This window comes from Pantoea pleuroti (assembly GCF_014156615.1).
Taxonomy (GTDB): domain Bacteria; phylum Pseudomonadota; class Gammaproteobacteria; order Enterobacterales; family Enterobacteriaceae; genus Pantoea; species Pantoea agglomerans.
The window spans coordinates 250,217-266,628 of sequence record NZ_SBFD01000002.1 but is presented as its reverse complement, the minus strand read 5'-3'; the positions used below and the strand labels follow the sequence as shown (position 1 = coordinate 266,628).

The following is a 16,412-nucleotide window of genomic DNA, read 5'->3' as shown; positions in this document are numbered from 1 at the left end:
CGGCATTTGTCGCATGAGGCAAATGCCGTTTTTGTTTGTATACTCACATGATGAGTCACAGCGCGGTCGCAGTGGATACAGGGAACACTGCGAAGTTGAAAAACAAGGGGGCAGGGATGTTGCTGGTAAAAAAATTAAATCATCATCGCGTTCTATCATTGTTAGCGCTGGCGCTAACGGTTGTTCCATTTACGCTACCGCAGGCCGCTGTCATCGCCGCTTTGCCCGGGACAACGCAGGCGGCCACCTCCGTCTCCGAAAGTCAGCAACGCATCCGGCAGGCGTTTTCCAGCGCCGATCAGCCGTTTTATCTGGCACCGCTGGCGACGCTCTATGCATCCCGCCATATGCAACCGCTCTGGCAGGATCCCCAGGCGGTGCAAAAATTTCAGCAGCAGCTGGCTGAAGTGGCGCTTTCCGGCGTTCAGCCACAGTTCACGCGCTGGATTGAGCGTCTGACTAACCCGGCGATAACCGGCTTTGCCCGGGATGTCGCGCTGTCCGATGCGATGCTGGGCTATCTGCAATTTGTTTCGAATGTGCCGACGCAGGGTGAAACCTGGCTTTACAGCAATGTTCCCTACCGGCTGACGCAGCCGTCGGTGGCGGTCGTGAATCAGTGGCAGAACGCGGTCAATGCAGGATCGGGCAACACGTTTATTGCGTCACTGCAGCCGCAGCACCCGCAGTATCAGCCGATGCACGCCGCGCTGAAAACCCTGCTAGGCGATAAGCAGCCCTGGCCGCAGTTGAAAAGCAGTGAAACACTGCGTCCGGGACAGGTCAGTGACGATGTTCCGGCGCTGCGTGAAATCCTGCAGCGCAGCGGCATGTTAACGTCGCAGGTTAATGCGCCGGCACCGGATGACGATGCGGTGCCGGTGGCCGCCTCACCAGTGACCCACAGCGACCAGCCGGTTGCGGTCAGCCCTTCCGCCGCGCCAGTCACCGATCTGTCTGCGCCTTCACTGCAATCGCCGGGTAACGTTCAGAGTGAGACGCTGCAAGGGAATACCGCCAATGTCTATGACGAGACGCTGGTGGCGGGTGTGAAGCGTTTCCAGCAGTGGCAGGGACTGGATGGCGACGGTGCTATCGGTGCCAGAACGCGGCAGTGGCTTAACGTCTCTCCGCAGATGCGTGCTTCATTGCTGGCGCTGAACATTCAACGACTGCGCCTGCTGCCGGACGATATGCACAACGGCATTATGGTGAACATCGCCAACTACTCGCTGATTTATTACAACAACGGCAACAAGATCCTCTCATCCCGGGTCATCGTCGGGCGTCCCGATCGCAAAACGCCGTTGATGCGCAGCGCGCTCAATAATGTGGTGCTGAACCCGCCGTGGAATGTGCCAACCACGCTGGTGCGCAAAGATATCATTCCTAAAGTGAAGCAGGATCCGACCTATCTCTACAAGCACGGTTATACCCTGTTGTCGGGCTGGAGCGCTGATGCTGAAGTGATCGATCCCAGCATGATCGACTGGCGCATGGTTACCGCTTCATCGTTCCCCTATCGGTTGATTCAGGCACCGGGTGTGGCGAATGCGCTGGGCCGCTATAAATTTAATATGCCCAGCTCAGATGCGATTTATCTGCACGACACGCCGAACCACAACCTGTTCCAGCGTGATATCCGCGCGCTCAGCTCAGGCTGCGTCCGGGTAAATAAAGCGTCTGAACTGGCAGGTTTATTACTGCAGGATGCTGGCTGGAACGATGCCCGCATCACCAGCACGTTAAAAGAGGGTGACACCCGCTACGTGCCCATCCGCCATCGTATTCCGGTCAATCTCTATTATCTGACGGCGTGGGTCGCTGATGATGGCAAACCGCAGTTCCGCACAGATATTTACAATTATGATGACACCGCCCGTTCGGGCAGTCAGGCACTGAGTCGGGCTGAGCAACTGCTGCTCTAGTGATTGATTTTAAATCGTTAGCGGCGCGCAGGTTACTCACATAAATCTTATCAAATGACGATCCCTGGCGGGATCGTCACGCAAAGAGATTGCAGATGGGTTGACGCTCCACTGAGAGAAAGTTATGGTTCGGGCTGTGCGCTTTTTGCACATTTCTATGGCTTCACTCTCAGGTAAATCGTTACATGTCTACTATTGATTCTTTTCGTCGCAAACTACTGCTGTGCGGTAGCGCCGCCGCCGGTCTGGCATTATTACCCGCTTCTGCAAGGGCCTCGCTTTCTACCTCTCGCCCGCGTGTATTAATGCTTAATAATCTTCACACCGGTGAAACCCTTAAAACTGAGTTTTTTAATGGTAAGAGTTACGACAAGGATGAGTTGTCACGATTAAATCACTTTTTCCGGGACTATCGCGCCAATAAAGTGAAAAGCATCGATCCACACCTGTTTGATCAAATCTTCCGCCTGCAGGCGCTGCTGGGAATGCGTAAACCGATACAGCTGGTTTCGGGCTACCGTTCACTGGCAACCAACAACATGTTACGTGAGAGCGGTCCTGGGGTGGCAAAGCACAGCTATCACACCAAAGGCCAGGCAATGGATTTTCATATCGAAGGGGTTTCTCTGGCCAATGTACGCAAAGCGGCGTTATCTCTGCGTGCGGGTGGTGTAGGATATTATCCCCGCAGTAACTTTGTACATATTGATACCGGGCCGATCAGGCACTGGTGATGACACCGGCAACGCTGCGTGAGCCGGTCATGGAGCGTTATGAATTACCACATTATTCCTGTTACCGCGTTTGCCCAGAACTGTTCAGTTATCTGGTGCGAGTCTACTCGTGAAGCCGCGCTGGTCGATCCAGGCGGCGATGCCGATCTGATCAAAGAGACGCTGGAACAGCTCAGACTCAAACCTGCCCGGATTCTGCTGACCCATGGACACCTTGATCACGTCGGGGCCGCCGTTGAACTGGCTGCCTTCTGGCAGATCCCGATTGTCGGGCCGCAAAAACGTGATGCATTCTGGCTGGAAGCACTGCCTACCCAGAGCCGGATGTTCGGACTTGATGAGTGCGCGCCTTTTATCCCTGATCGCTGGCTGGAAGAGGGGGAGAGCGTACAGGTAGGGCTGACCACGCTGGAAGTCCTGCACTGTCCGGGCCATTCACCTGGACATGTGGTGTTCTTTGATCGTCCAGGACGGTTACTGATCTCAGGCGACGTGATTTTTAATGGCGGTGTGGGACGCACAGACTTCCCGCAGGGCGATCATCAGCAGTTAATCGATGCTATCCGCACGAAACTGCTGCCGCTGGGCGATGATGTCACTTTTCTGCCCGGTCACGGCCCGATTTCCACGCTGGGGCATGAACGCATCAGTAATCCTTTTCTGCAATAAAAAATGGGCCAGCAGGCCCATTTTTCTGTTCACTCTTCCTGCTTACAGTACGGCGACAATCGCTTCGCACAGCGCCGACATATTGTCTGGCGTCATGCCCGCCACATTCACCCGACCTGAGTTCACCGCGTAGACGCCAAACTCTTCACGCAGGCGAATGACCTGGTCTTTGGTTAAGCCACTAAACGAGAACATGCCGTTCTGCTTAATAATAAAGCTGAAGTCGCGCTGTGCGCCTTTTTCCGCCAGGGTATTTACGAAGAGCTGGCGCATGCGCTGGATGCGCTGACGCATATCCGACAGCTCCTGCTCCCAGATGGTACGCAGGGTATCGTTGCCCAGAATGGTGGCGACGATGGCGGCGCCATGTGCCGGCGGATTGGAGTAGTTGGCGCGAATGGTGTATTTCACCTGACTGAACGCGGTATCTGCCACGCTTGCTTCGGCGGCAACCAGCGTGATGGCACCGACACGCTCGTTATACAGGCCGAAATTCTTGGAGTAAGAGCTGGCGACGATCAGTTCCTGATGCGAGGCGGCAAAAATACGCAGGCCTTCTGCATCTTCCTCCAGACCACGGGCAAAACCCTGGTAAGCGAAATCGAACAACGGCAGCCAGCCGTTGGCCTGTGACAGCTCCGCCAGCTGTTGCCACTGCTCAGCGGTCGGGTCGATACCGGTCGGGTTATGGCAGCAGCCGTGGAACAGCACCACGTCGCCTGGCTGAACCTGTTTAAGTGACGCCACCATGCCATCGAAATCGAGCGTATGATTTGCCGCGTCATAATAGTGGTATTCACAGACTTCAAGACCGGCAGCGTTAAACACATTGTTGTGATTCGGCCAGCTCGGATTGCTGATCCAGACCCGCTTCACCGATGTTTGCGTGGCGAGGAAATCGGCTGCTACGCGAAGCGCACCGGTACCACCCGGTGTCTGAGCCGTGCGAGCGCGGCCAGCGGTGATTAGCGGACTCTGGTTGCCGAACAGCAGGGCCTGCGTGCAGCGGGCGAAATCAGCCAGACCATCAATGCTGAGATAGTTTTTGGTGGTTTCATTTTCCAGCAGATATTGCTCAGCTTTTTTAACACTGGTCAGCACCGGGGTCTTGCCGGTTTCGTCTTTATAGACGCCGATACCCAGATTGATTTTTTCCGGGCGGTCGTCAGCACGAAACAGATCGGCCAGCCCAAGAATAGGATCGGCGGGTGCAGCAGAGATCGATTCAAACATGTGTCAGGTCCATTAGCGTGAACTTTAGCGAAAAGAGCTCTCAGGTTAACGTCCGGCCAGGCAAATGCCAACCGTTTGCGAGACAAATTCATACATTTTGTAGTGTGGATTGCGCAACGGGGAAAGGTAGTGATTAAAGCGGGGTAACGGCGCAGGAAAAACGCACCTGTTGGGAATAGCAGCCATAAAAAAACGGGGCCGTAGCCCCGTTTTTCAACATGTTTAAAGCAGGATTAGAACTGGTAAACCAGGCCTACACCAACCACGTCGTCTGTGTTCAGATTCAGACGGTTATTGTCATCCAGCTGGTTGATTTTGTAATCAACATAGGTAGACATGTTTTTGTTGAAGTAGTAAGTCGCACCAACGTCGATGTATTTAACCAGGTCAGCATCGCCCACGCCTTCAATGTCCTTGCCTTTAGACTGTACATAGGCAACGGATGGACGCAGACCGAAGTCGAACTGATACTGTGCAACCAGTTCAATGTTCTGTGCTTTGTTCGCAAAGCCAGTGGTAGAGAATGCGTTACCGTTAGCCAGAGTACCGGTAGCAGTAACTGGTGTTGAGTTACGTGTCTCGCCATACATTGCAGCCAGGTAAACGTTGTTTGCATCGTACTTGATTGCCGTTGCCCAGTTTTCAGCACGTTTACCAGCACCCTGACCGGTGACATTGGTAACTGCAGCACCGCCGCCATTAGCCTGGCTAGGTGTAACAGTTGTCTGTGCGCCTGCTGCCTGAGCATCAGTACGGTCGCTGCTGCTATAGGCGCCTACGATACCCAGACCGATTGGTGAGGTATAAGAAGTTGAAACACCCCAGCCGTCGCCGTTAGAGCGACGCAGGCCATCTGTACCGGTGCGCTCGTTTTTACCCTGATACTGAGCTGCAAAGTCCCAGCCATCTACCAGACCAAAGAAGTTGGTGTTGCGATAGGTCAGCAAGCCGGTGCTACGGCCGTTCATGAAGTTATCTGAATATCCTGAATCGCCACCGAACTCTGGCAGCATATCGGTCCAGCCGATTGCATCGTAAACCACACCGTAGTTACGGCCGTAGTCGATTGAGCCTGCATCACCGAATTTCAGACCGGCAAAGCCCAGACGGGTTTTATTGCCGTTTTGAGCGTCAGAACCCTCAGAGTTGTTCGCCTGAACGTTATATTCCCACTGGCCGTAACCGGTCAGCTGGTCATTAATCTGGGTTTCGCCTTTGAAACCGAAGCGAACGTAGGACTGATCACCGTCGTTGTCTGAGTCGTCAGAGAAGTAATGCAGGCCAACAGCTTTACCGTACAGGTCCAGTTTGTTGCCGTCTTTGTTATAGATTTCTGCAGCGTTTGCTGCGCCGGCGGCTAACAGAGCAGGGATAACCACTGCAAGAATATTGCGCTTCATCATTATTCATTACCCTCATTGGAGTTATTTGTACACCTGCCACTGCCGTCAGGAAATCTTTACAGAACCCTGAACGAAGTTTGGTGTCTTCCTGTGTCTGCACGCATCTTTCCATCCCACCCGCCGTAATTCTAGCGCTTAAATGCTACTAAACTCGTAATCTTGTTTCAGTAAGAAAATATGTATTACAAAATGTAAAAAACACGGAACTTTGTGAGAGAACTCAAAATTTACAAAAATAAAAAAAGGCCGGCAGTGCCGACCTCGTTATATATATGAATTTCTTATATTTAATGCCGAATATCAGAAACTCGCGTTGCGTGGGGTGCGCGGGAAGGGGATTACGTCCCTGACATTTTGTACGCCGGTGACATAGGCGATTAAACGTTCAAAGCCTAATCCAAAGCCAGAATGTGGCACGGTACCGTAGCGACGCAGGTCACGATACCACCAGTAATCTTCTTTATTCAGACCCATCTCTTCCAGACGCGCGTCCAGGACATCCAGACGTTCTTCACGCTGTGAACCGCCAATGATCTCACCAATGCCTGGCGCCAGAACATCCATCGCCGCCACGGTTTTGCCATCGTCATTCAGGCGCATATAGAACGCTTTAATGTCTTTCGGATAGTTTTTCACCACCACCGGCGCTTTAAAGTGTTTCTCGGCCAGGTAACGCTCATGTTCAGAGGAGAGGTCAATACCCCATGAGACCGGGTTTTCGAAGGTCTGACCGCAGTTCATCAGGATCTCAACCGCATCGGTGTAATCCACCTGCGCGAAATCGGTGGTGATGAAACGCTGCAGACGCTCAACCGCCTCTTTATCTACCCGCTCAGCAAAGAAGGCCATGTCATCGGCACGCTCTTCCAGCACCGCGTTGAAGACATACTTCAGCATTGATTCGGCCAGTGCAGCGGCATCATCCAGTGAGGCAAAAGCGATTTCCGGCTCCAGCATCCAGAATTCCGCCAGATGGCGGCTGGTGTTGGAGTTCTCTGCGCGGAACGTCGGACCAAAGGTGTAGATCTTCGACAGGGCGCTGGCATAGGTTTCGCCATTCAGCTGACCTGAAACGGTCAGGAACGCCTCTTTACCAAAGAAATCTTCGCTGAAGTCAACTTTGCCCTGATCGTTACGCGGCAGGTTTTCCATATCCAGCGTAGAGACACGGAACATTTCGCCGGCACCTTCGGTATCGGAGGCGGTGATCAGCGGCGTCGAGACCCAGAAATAGCCATTTTCATGGAAGAAGCGATGCAGCGCCTGCGCCAGGGTGTGGCGAACGCGGGCGACCGCGCCAATCAGGTTGGTGCGCGGACGCAGGTGAGCCACTTCGCGCAGATACTCGATACTGTGGCGTTTTGCCGCCATCGGGTAGCTGTCGGGATCTTCCACCCAGCCCACGACTTCCAGGCTGGTCGCCTGAATCTCAAACGCCTGGCCCTGACCCGGCGAGGCCACCACTTTACCGGTGACGATAACGGAACAGCCCGTGGTCAGACGCAGCACTTCATCCTGATAATTATTCAGAGAATTATTGACGACAGCCTGAACGGGATTAAAGCAGGAGCCGTCATAGACAGCGATGAAGGAAAGACCGGCTTTGGAATCTCTTCGGGTACGCACCCAACCACGTACGGTGACTTCACTGTCAACCGCGACGCGACCGTGCAGTACGTCCGCTACAGGCACTACGCTCATAAATATCTCTCTATATAGAAGAAGTGAGTAAAAAGTTGCCCCATCCGGGGTTTTGCTATGTTACTTGCGAGTCTTCAGGAAACAAGCAAAATTCAGGGGGAAAGCAGATTTATTACAGCAGAGGCGGGGCGTAGCAACGCCCCGATAAGAAGAGGATTAACTCGCTTTTTTCACCAGCGGCAGATCAAAAGCTTTACGCAGGGCTCTGACAAAGGCTTTATCCTGGCAGATAGTTTTTCCCGGGCTGTCTGAGAGTTTCGCCACCGGCTTGCCATTGCACTGCACCAGTTTGATAACGATATTCAGTGGCGTCACGCCCGGAATATCGCAGGTGAGGCGGGTACCGATGCCGAACACGACGTTCGTCCGCTGGCCAAAGTGGCGGTAAAGCGCCAGCGCTTTGTCGAGATTCAGGTTGTCAGAAAAGACCAGGTGTTTGCTTTGCGGATCGATACCCAGCTTCTGGTAGTGGGCGAGCGCTTTCTCGCCCCATTCGACCGGATCGCCGGAGTCGTGGCGCAGTCCCTGGTAGCGGCGGGCAAACACCGGGCCGAAATCGCGCAGAAAGGCGTCCATGGCGATGCAATCGGTCAGGGCGATGCCCAGCTTATCGTCATACTCATCCAGCCACGCCTGCAGCGCCGCGCGCTGGCTGTTGGCCAGTACCGGACTGATCTGCTGGAAGGCCTGGAACCACTCGTGCGCCTGTGTTCCCACCGGCGTCAGTGACAGACGGCGCGCCAGATCATAATTACTGGTGCCAATCAGCCACGGAAAATCCTGTTTCAGCGTTGAGATGATCGACTGCTGCACATCCTGCGAATAGCGACGACGGGTGCCGAAATCCATCAGGCGGAAGCGTGACATATCAAGGTCAGCCACCTGGCCTTTAAAGTCGCCGAGTTTCTGATGTAAGTGGTCAAGTGCCTGCTGAGTAGTGACCTGCGGCGTGCGATGACGATGCACAATCTCACTGATCAGCGCCAGCAGCGGCACCTCCCACATGATCACTTCTCGCCACGGCCCCTGAATACGGAGTTCCAGCTTGCCATGATGATTGCGCACCTCAACCTGATCCGGGTTATAGCGGAACTGGCGTAACCAGCTGAGGTAATCCTGCCGGAAGAAGGGAAGGTGAGACAACCAGGTCGCTTCATCATCAGTCAGCGCCAGGTGTTGCATTGCGGTTATCGCGTCACGAATTTCGTCAGCGTAGAGACCCAGCAGTTCGTCGCCGCGGCAGCGAAACTCCGCCGCCACCGTTATGTCATGATAGCGGTGGAAAACGGCCTGCTGCATATGGAGCTTATAGGCGTCCGTATCCAGCAGCGAGGTCAGTATCGGGGAAGCATGTCCTGTCATGGCGCGTTTCAGCATCCTGTTCGGTGGCGCAGAGCCCGGTGTTGTACACAGTCATAAAGACGCAAAAGTATAATTCACTATCTGAAGCCGATCACAGCATATTTCAGTCGGGCGGGTCGAGGCCAATCTGTGCCATTGTTAACAAAGTGTAGCCATTTCACCCTTTAGGTGCATTGTGCGTGGCAAGCTTGTAGTAACAAGCTTAGACTTTGCCGGTAAACTTATAACAACGCGAGACGCAATATGACGCAACAGCCCCAAATCAAGTATCGCCACGACTACCGTGCGCCTGAGTACACCATCACCGATATCGATTTAACTTTTGAACTGGATGCGTCCACCACCCGCGTAACGGCCATCAGCCAGGTTAAACGACTGGGCGACAGCCAGGCTGAGCTGCGACTGGACGGCGAAGCGTTAACGCTGATTGCGCTGGAGGTCGACGGGCAAGCCTGGACGGCCTTCCGTGAAGAAGAGGGCGCACTGGTCATCAGCCAGCTGCCGGAAAGCTTCACCCTGAAAATTATTAATGATATTCATCCGGACCAGAACACCGCGCTGGAAGGGCTGTACAAATCGGGCGAGGCGCTCTGCACCCAATGTGAGGCTGAAGGCTTCCGTCATATTACCTGGTATCTCGATCGCCCCGACGTGCTGGCGCGCTTTACCACCACCATTTATGCCGATGGTGAACGCTATCCATTCCTGCTCTCCAACGGTAACCGCATTGACAGCGGCCGGGATGAGCAGGGTCGCAGCTGGGTGAAGTGGCAGGATCCGTTCCCGAAACCCTGCTACCTGTTTGCGCTGGTGGCGGGCGATTTCGACGTGCTGCGCGACAGCTTCACCACCCGTTCAGGACGTGATGTGGCGCTGGAGATCTTCGTCGATCGCGGTAACCTCGACCGTGCCGACTGGGCGATGACCTCGCTGAAAAACAGCATGAAGTGGGATGAAGAGCGTTTCGGTCTGGAGTATGACCTCGATATCTTTATGATCGTGGCGGTGGACTTCTTCAACATGGGTGCCATGGAGAACAAAGGCCTTAATGTCTTCAATGCCAAATATGTGCTGGCTAAAGCGGAAACGGCGACGGACAAAGATTACCTGGGCATTGAAGCGGTTATCGGTCACGAATATTTCCATAACTGGACCGGTAACCGCGTGACCTGCCGCGACTGGTTCCAGCTCAGCCTGAAAGAGGGACTGACGGTGTTCCGCGATCAGGAGTTCAGCTCTGATCTGGGTTCACGCGCGGTGAACCGCATTGATAACGTGCGTATCGTACGCGGTGCGCAGTTCGCCGAAGATGCCAGCCCGATGGCACACCCGATCCGTCCGGATCAGGTCATCGAGATGAACAACTTCTATACCCTGACGGTGTATGAAAAAGGGTCAGAAGTGATCCGTATGATGCACACCCTGCTGGGTGAAGAGAACTTCCAGAAGGGCATGAAGCTCTATTTTGATCGCCACGACGGCAGCGCCGCCACCTGTGATGATTTTGTTCAGGCGATGGAAGATGCCTCGAATGTTGACCTGTCGCAGTTCCGCCGCTGGTACAGCCAGTCCGGTACGCCAGTGCTGACGGTGCGTGACGATTACAACCCGGAGCTGGAGCAGTATACGCTGCACGTCACGCAGCACACGCCTGCGACTGCCGATCAGAAAGAGAAGCTGCCGCTGCATATCCCGCTGGATATTGAACTCTACGATGGCGAAGGCAAGGTGATCCCGCTGCAGAATAATGGTCATCCGGTACATCATGTGCTGAATGTCACCGAGGAGTTCCAGACCTTTATTTTCGATAATGTCTACTTCCAGCCAGTGCCGTCGCTGCTGCGCGAATTCTCTGCCCCGGTGAAGCTCGATTACAAATGGAGTGATGCTCAGCTCACCTTCCTGATGCGTCATGCGCGCAACGACTTCTCCCGCTGGGATGCGGCTCAGAGCCTGCTGGCGACCTATATCCGTCTGAATGTTGCCCGCTATCAGCAGGGTCAGCATCTGTCACTGCCGCTGCATGTGGCCGATGCCTTCCGCGCGGTGCTGCTGGATACCGACTGCGACCCGGCGCTGACCGCGCTGATCCTGACGCTGCCGTCGGAAAATGAGATTGCCGAGCTGTTTGATACTATCGATCCGCAGGCGATTGCGCTGGTGCGCGACGCGCTGCAACGCACGCTGGCACGCGAACTGGCCGATGAGTTTTTTGCGATCTACAACGCCAATCAGCAGCCTGAATACCGCGTGGAGCATGACGCGATTGGTCAGCGCAGCCTGAAAAATATCTGCCTGACCTATCTCGCCTTCAGTGATGCGCAGCTGGCGGATAAACTGGTGCAGACCCAGTATCACCAGGCGACCAACATGACCGATGCGCTGGCGGCGCTTTCTGCTGCTGTTGCGGCACAGTTACCGTGCCGTGATGCGCTGCTGGCAGCTTACGATGAGCGCTGGCATCAGGATGGTCTGGTGATGGACAAATGGTTTGTGCTGCAGGCGACCAGTCCGGCCGCTAACGTGATGCGCAACGTGCGTCAGCTTCTGAATCATCGCTCCTTCACCATGAGTAATCCGAACCGCGTTCGCTCGCTGGTGGGTGCCTTTGCCTCGGCTAACCCGGCCGCGTTCCATGCTAAAGATGGCAGCGGGTACAAGTTCCTGGTGGAGATGCTTACCGACCTCAATACCCGCAATCCGCAGGTTGCGGCACGGATGGTGGAGCCGCTGATTCGCCTGAAACGTTATGACGAAGACCGTCAGGCGATGATGCGCCAGGCACTGGAGCAGCTGCTGGAGCTGGATAAACTCTCTGGCGACCTCTACGAGAAAATTACCCGGGCACTGAACGCCTGATAATTAAAAAGGGGAGCGTCTGAGACACTCCCCTTTTTCAGCGCTGCTGCGCGTAACGAACCGGCTGCGGTCGCTCCGTACGCTGCATGACCCGATCCAGTACCTCCGCTTCCAGCTCGGCCAGCCGCGCCGATCCACGACGGCGGGGACGGGGCAGATCCACCAGCAGATCCAGCCCGATCTGACCCTCTTCGATCAACAGCACGCGATCTGCCATCACCACCGCTTCACTGACATCATGCGTAACCAGCAGCACGGTAAAGTGATGCTGCTGCCACAGTGACTCAATTAATCCCTGCATTTCAATGCGGGTCAGGGCATCCAGCGCCCCCAGCGGTTCATCCAGCAGCAGTAAACCGGGCCGGTGGATTAGCGCCCTGGCCAGTGCGACGCGCTGTTTCTGGCCGCCGGAGAGGGCGGCTGGCCACTCATCAGCCCGATCGGCGAGGCCTACCGCCGCCAGTGCATCCAGCGCCGCGCTGCGCCATTCGCGTCCGCGCAGACCCAGCCCGACGTTATCGATCACTTTTTTCCACGGCAGCAGTCGCGCATCCTGAAACATCAGGCGGGTATCTTCACGAGCCGACTGCAGCGGCGCATTGCCTGCCAGCAGTTCACCGCTGGAGCTCTGTTCGAGACCGGCCAGCAGGCGCAGCAGCGTGCTTTTACCACAGCCGCTGCGACCCACCACCGCCACAAACTGACCTGAGGGAATATGCAGGTCAATCTTATTGAGAATGGTGCGGCTGCCATACTGTTTGCTGACGCCGTTAACGCCAACCGGGGTGCCGGTGTTGAGGCGCGCCGGTGAGAGAGTCTGGCTCATGCGTTCTCCTCCTTCAGTTGATAAGCGGGATGCCAGCGCAGCCAGACACGTTCAAGTAACAACGCGGCGACATCCGCCAGTTTGCCGAGCAGGGCGTAAAGAATAATGGCGACCACCACCACGTCGGTCTGCAGGAATTCACGCGCGTTCATGGCCAGATAGCCGATACCCGCGTTGGCTGAGATGGTCTCTGCGACAATCAGCGTCAGCCACATCAGGCCCAGCGCGAAACGCACGCCGACCATGATATTGGGCAGCGCGCCTGGCAGGATCACCTGGATAAACAGGCTCCAGCCGGAAAGGCCATAGCTGCGCGCCATCTCAACCAGCCCGCGATCGATGTTGCGGATGCCGTGATAGGTATTCAGGTAGATCGGGAACAGCGTCCCCAGTGCCACCAGAAAGATCTTGGCGGACTCATCGATACCGAACCAGAGGATCACCAGCGGGATCAGCGCCAGATGCGGCACATTGCGCAGCATCTGTACCGAGGTATCCAGCAGTCGTTCACCGGTTCTGGAGGTGCCGGTAATCAGCCCGAGCAGCAGGCCGATAGAACCGCCGATACTGAAGCCGATCAGCGCCCGCCAGCTACTGATCGCCAGGTGCTGCCAGAGTTCACCACTGGCGGTCAGCTGCCAGAAGGTGGTTACAATTTTCTCCGGTGCGGGCAGAATACGGGTCGACAACCAGCCGGTTTGCGAGGCAATCTGCCACACCGCCACCAGCAGCGTCGGCAGCAGCCAGGGCACCAGCGTATCAGCAAGGCGTTTTCGGGTTCTGGTCATCATGCTCTCCTCAGCCCCGGGCGACTTTTTTCTCAGGGGTAAAATCGTTGGCTACCGCTTCACCGTGTGCCTGAACCACGCGCGGCTGGGGCACCAGTGGAACCTGCAGATCAAGATGCGGGAACAGCAGTTCACCGACGCGATAAGCCTCTTCCAGGTGCGGATAACCCGACAGGATGAAGGTCTCAATGCCCAGCGCTTCATACTCTTTGATGCGTGCGGCTACGGTCGGACCATCGCCGACCAGCGCGGTCCCGGCTCCGCTGCGCACCAGGCCGACGCCTGCCCACAGGTTAGGGCTTATTTCGAGCTTGTCGCGGCGACCGCCATGCAGTGCGGCCATCCGGCGCTGCCCCACAGAATCTGCCCGCTGGAACGCCGCCTGCGCTTTCGCGATGGTGGCGTCATCCACATTGGCAATCAGTTTGTCTGCGGCCTGCCAGGCCTCTTCATTGGTTTCACGCACGATCACATGCAGACGGATGCCGAACCGGACGGTGCGTCCCTGGGCTGCCGCTTTCGCGCGCACCTGCTCAATCTTCTCTTTAACCTGCGCAGGGGGTTCGCCCCAGGTGAGGTAAACATCGACCTGTTCGGCCGCCAGCTCCTGGGCGGGTTCAGAAGAGCCACCAAACCACAGCGGGGGACGAGGCTGCTGCACCGGTTTAAACATCAGACGCGCACCGCGAACCTTCACGTGCTTGCCTTCATAATCGACGGTTTCGCCTTCCAGCACCCGACGCCAGACGCGGGTAAACTCGGCGGATTCCGCGTAACGCTCGCGGTGATCGAGAAACACGCCGTCGCCCGCCAGCTCTTCCGGATCGCCGCCGGTCACCAGATTAAACAGCGCACGTCCGTTAGAAAGACGGTCCAGCGTGGCGGCCTGACGTGCTGCCTGGGTCGGTGAAATCACCCCAGGACGCAGCGCCACCAGGAATCGCAGGCGCTGCGTCACCGGAATCAGCAAGGCGGCAACCAGCCAGGCATCTTCGCAGGAGCGGCCGGTGGGGATCAGTACGCCGCCAAAGCCAAGGCGGTCAGCGGCCTGCGCCACCTGTTGCAGATAGGCGTGATCAACCGGTCGCGCCCCTTCGGCAGTACCAAGATAGTGGCCGTCGCCATGCGTCGGCAGGAACCAGAAAATGGATACGCTCATTGTTGCTCCTTATTGCGTCACGGTATGCGGATGCCAGATGCGATCCTGGATCGTCACTTTTACTGGCAAGAGATGATTGGCATAGAACAGGTCAGCAGTGCGCTGCTGAGCTGCGGCAGTTTCGGCACTGACCGGCGAAATCCGGGTGGGTGGCCGATGGCTGAGGTAGCTGGCGATAACCGGTTCGGGCAAGCCCATCGCCTGCGCCAGTAACGTGGTGCTCTGCTGACGCTGGCTGATTGTCAGCGCGTCAGCAGTGCTGAAGGTGTCGAGCACCTGCTGAATAAACGCGCCATGGGCTTCGGCGTAGCTGCGGGTCGCTAAATAAAAGGAGCCGGTCAGGTTAAGGGAGCTGCCATCAATCAGCAGGCGCGAATTCCCCTGCAGCAGCACTGATGAATAGTAGGGGTCCCAGATTGCCCAGGCATCAACGTCACCCTGCTGGAAGGCGGCGCGCGCATCGGCGGGGGTGAGATAGACCGGCGTGATGTCTTTAAAGGTCAGACCCGCCTGCTGCAAGGCACGCAGCAATAAATTATGTGAGCTGGAGCCTTTCTGGAAAGCCACTTTCTTGCCTTTCAGATCCGCAACCTGTTTCAGGGGGCTGCTTTTTGGCACCAGAATCACTTCCGCTTTGGGTTTTGGCGGTTCAGAGCCGACATAAAGCAGATCCGCGCCCGCGGCCTGGGCAAACAGCGGCGGAAGGTCACCGGTGCTGCCCAGGTCGATACTGTTGATATTCAACGCTTCCAGCATTTGCGGACCTGCAGGGAACTCGATCCACTTAATCCGGGTATGGGGAAATCGTTTTTCCAGTAACTGATGTGACTTCGCCAGCACCATGCTGACCGAACCTTTCTGATAGCCGATGCGAATCTCAGACGGATCGGATTCGGCGGCCTGTACCTGAAGGCCGGCCAGTAAAAGTCCGGCCACCAGCCACTTTCCTAATCTCAGCTTCATCGATCGTTTCCTTATACCGCTTGCGCAACAGGGTGATGGTGACGGGTCAGCGCCAGCCAGAAGGCGGAGACGGCTTCATCCAGGCGCAGTGACAGTGAATCCTGCAGTTCGGGCTGACGGTCGTAATGGCTGATCTGGCTATCTTCGGCATAAACACCATGCAGGATCTCCTGCGCCTTTAAGGCGTTGAGCACCGGCTTGAGGGCATAGTCCAGCGCCAGCATATGACCGGCGCTGCCGCCGCTGGCCAGCGGTAATACGACTTTGTGTTCCAGTGCGCGCTCAGGCAGCAGATCGAGCAGAGTCTTCAGCGCACCCGAAAACGACGCTTTATAGATAGGTGTCGCAACAATCAGTCCATCAGCCGAAGCCAGATCGTCACGCAGGGCCAGTAGCGCAGGCGCATCAAAACGCGCATTGATCAGATCGTCAGGCTGAAAGTTGTGAATATTCCAGGGGATGACTTCAATGCCACGCGCCTCCAGCTTGTGCTGACATAGCGTCAGCAGTGAGGTTGAGCGGGAGGGGAATCGTGGGCTGCCTGCCAGCGTAATAACTCGCATCATCACTCCTTATAACTAAAAGTTATTGATTATCAAATGTTGAGAACTTATGTCTTCATACTGTCAGAGCAGGGGAGTGGGCTTAAATGATTTATCCGGCAAAGTAAGGGTGAAATCTGCAAATAGAAGCGGTAGTGGCAGGTGTCAGCATCGCCGCTTCCGATAATTCTTAAATTATGTGTCGGCAGCAGAACAATTCATTAAGAGGGATGATACGAGATCGT

General features: G+C 55.8%; 13 protein-coding genes. 4 read left to right on the top strand and 9 right to left on the bottom strand.

Features of this window, described 5'->3' with window-relative positions; all coding sequences use genetic code 11:
- The first annotated feature begins 116 nt into the window (after nt 1-116).
- The 3 genes from ldtD (at nt 117) to EPG66_RS05260 (ending at nt 3,331) form a co-directional block, all read left to right on the top strand.
- Entirely contained in the window at nt 117-1,928 is a 1,812-nt protein-coding gene (gene ldtD, locus EPG66_RS05270; RefSeq protein ID WP_182686148.1) for a L,D-transpeptidase, read from the top strand.
- Between the two features lie 185 nt (nt 1,929-2,113).
- Nucleotides 2,114-2,662: a peptidoglycan L,D-endopeptidase MepK gene (gene mepK, locus EPG66_RS05265; protein ID WP_010254972.1), complete on the top strand. Its 549-nt coding sequence runs from the start codon at nt 2,114-2,116 to the stop codon at nt 2,660-2,662.
- A 39-nt stretch (nt 2,663-2,701) separates the two neighbouring features.
- Entirely contained in the window at nt 2,702-3,331 is a 630-nt protein-coding gene (locus tag EPG66_RS05260) for an MBL fold metallo-hydrolase (RefSeq protein WP_115758711.1), read from the top strand.
- A 42-nt stretch (nt 3,332-3,373) separates the two neighbouring features.
- Here EPG66_RS05260 and EPG66_RS05255 read toward each other — a convergent pair whose 3' ends face one another.
- From EPG66_RS05255 to pncB, 4 genes are all read right to left on the bottom strand, one after another.
- Nucleotides 3,374-4,564, bottom strand: a complete 1,191-nt coding sequence (locus tag EPG66_RS05255; RefSeq protein ID WP_182686146.1) for an amino acid aminotransferase — start codon at nt 4,562-4,564, stop codon at nt 3,374-3,376.
- A gap of 233 nt (nt 4,565-4,797) precedes the next feature.
- The gene (gene ompF / locus EPG66_RS05250) at nt 4,798-5,967 is read right to left on the bottom strand and encodes a porin OmpF (RefSeq protein ID WP_277950534.1); all 1,170 of its coding nucleotides are present in this window, start codon (nt 5,965-5,967) and stop codon (nt 4,798-4,800) included.
- Between the two features lie 300 nt (nt 5,968-6,267).
- On the bottom strand, nt 6,268-7,668 hold the full coding sequence (gene asnS, locus EPG66_RS05245; protein WP_010254981.1) for an asparagine--tRNA ligase: 1,401 nt from the start codon (nt 7,666-7,668) through the stop codon (nt 6,268-6,270).
- Nucleotides 7,669-7,824: 156 nt separating this feature from the next.
- Nucleotides 7,825-9,030, bottom strand: a complete 1,206-nt coding sequence (gene pncB / locus EPG66_RS05240; RefSeq protein ID WP_182686144.1) for a nicotinate phosphoribosyltransferase — start codon at nt 9,028-9,030, stop codon at nt 7,825-7,827.
- 243 nt (nt 9,031-9,273) lie between these two features.
- Between pncB and pepN the strand changes: the two genes are divergently transcribed.
- A complete protein-coding gene (pepN, locus tag EPG66_RS05235) occupies nt 9,274-11,889 on the top strand; it encodes an aminopeptidase N (RefSeq protein WP_083068533.1) in 2,616 nt (871 codons plus the stop codon).
- Nucleotides 11,890-11,926: 37 nt separating this feature from the next.
- Here pepN and ssuB read toward each other — a convergent pair whose 3' ends face one another.
- From ssuB to ssuE, 5 genes are read right to left on the bottom strand one after another with little or no spacing between them, the layout of a single operon-like run.
- Nucleotides 11,927-12,715, bottom strand: coding sequence for an aliphatic sulfonates ABC transporter ATP-binding protein (gene ssuB, locus EPG66_RS05230; protein ID WP_010254985.1), 789 nt, complete (start codon nt 12,713-12,715; stop codon nt 11,927-11,929).
- Nucleotides 12,712-13,503, bottom strand: a complete 792-nt coding sequence (gene ssuC, locus EPG66_RS05225; RefSeq protein WP_115758713.1) for an aliphatic sulfonate ABC transporter permease SsuC — start codon at nt 13,501-13,503, stop codon at nt 12,712-12,714. The genes ssuB and ssuC overlap by 4 nt, the downstream gene beginning before the upstream one ends.
- A gap of 10 nt (nt 13,504-13,513) precedes the next feature.
- Nucleotides 13,514-14,662, bottom strand: coding sequence for an FMNH2-dependent alkanesulfonate monooxygenase (ssuD, locus tag EPG66_RS05220; protein WP_182686142.1), 1,149 nt, complete (start codon nt 14,660-14,662; stop codon nt 13,514-13,516).
- Nucleotides 14,663-14,671: 9 nt separating this feature from the next.
- Nucleotides 14,672-15,625, bottom strand: a complete 954-nt coding sequence (locus tag EPG66_RS05215; RefSeq protein WP_033785542.1) for a sulfonate ABC transporter substrate-binding protein — start codon at nt 15,623-15,625, stop codon at nt 14,672-14,674.
- Nucleotides 15,626-15,636: 11 nt separating this feature from the next.
- The gene (gene ssuE, locus EPG66_RS05210) at nt 15,637-16,188 is read right to left on the bottom strand and encodes an NADPH-dependent FMN reductase (protein WP_182686431.1); all 552 of its coding nucleotides are present in this window, start codon (nt 16,186-16,188) and stop codon (nt 15,637-15,639) included.
- Between the last annotated feature and the right edge of the window lie 224 nt (nt 16,189-16,412).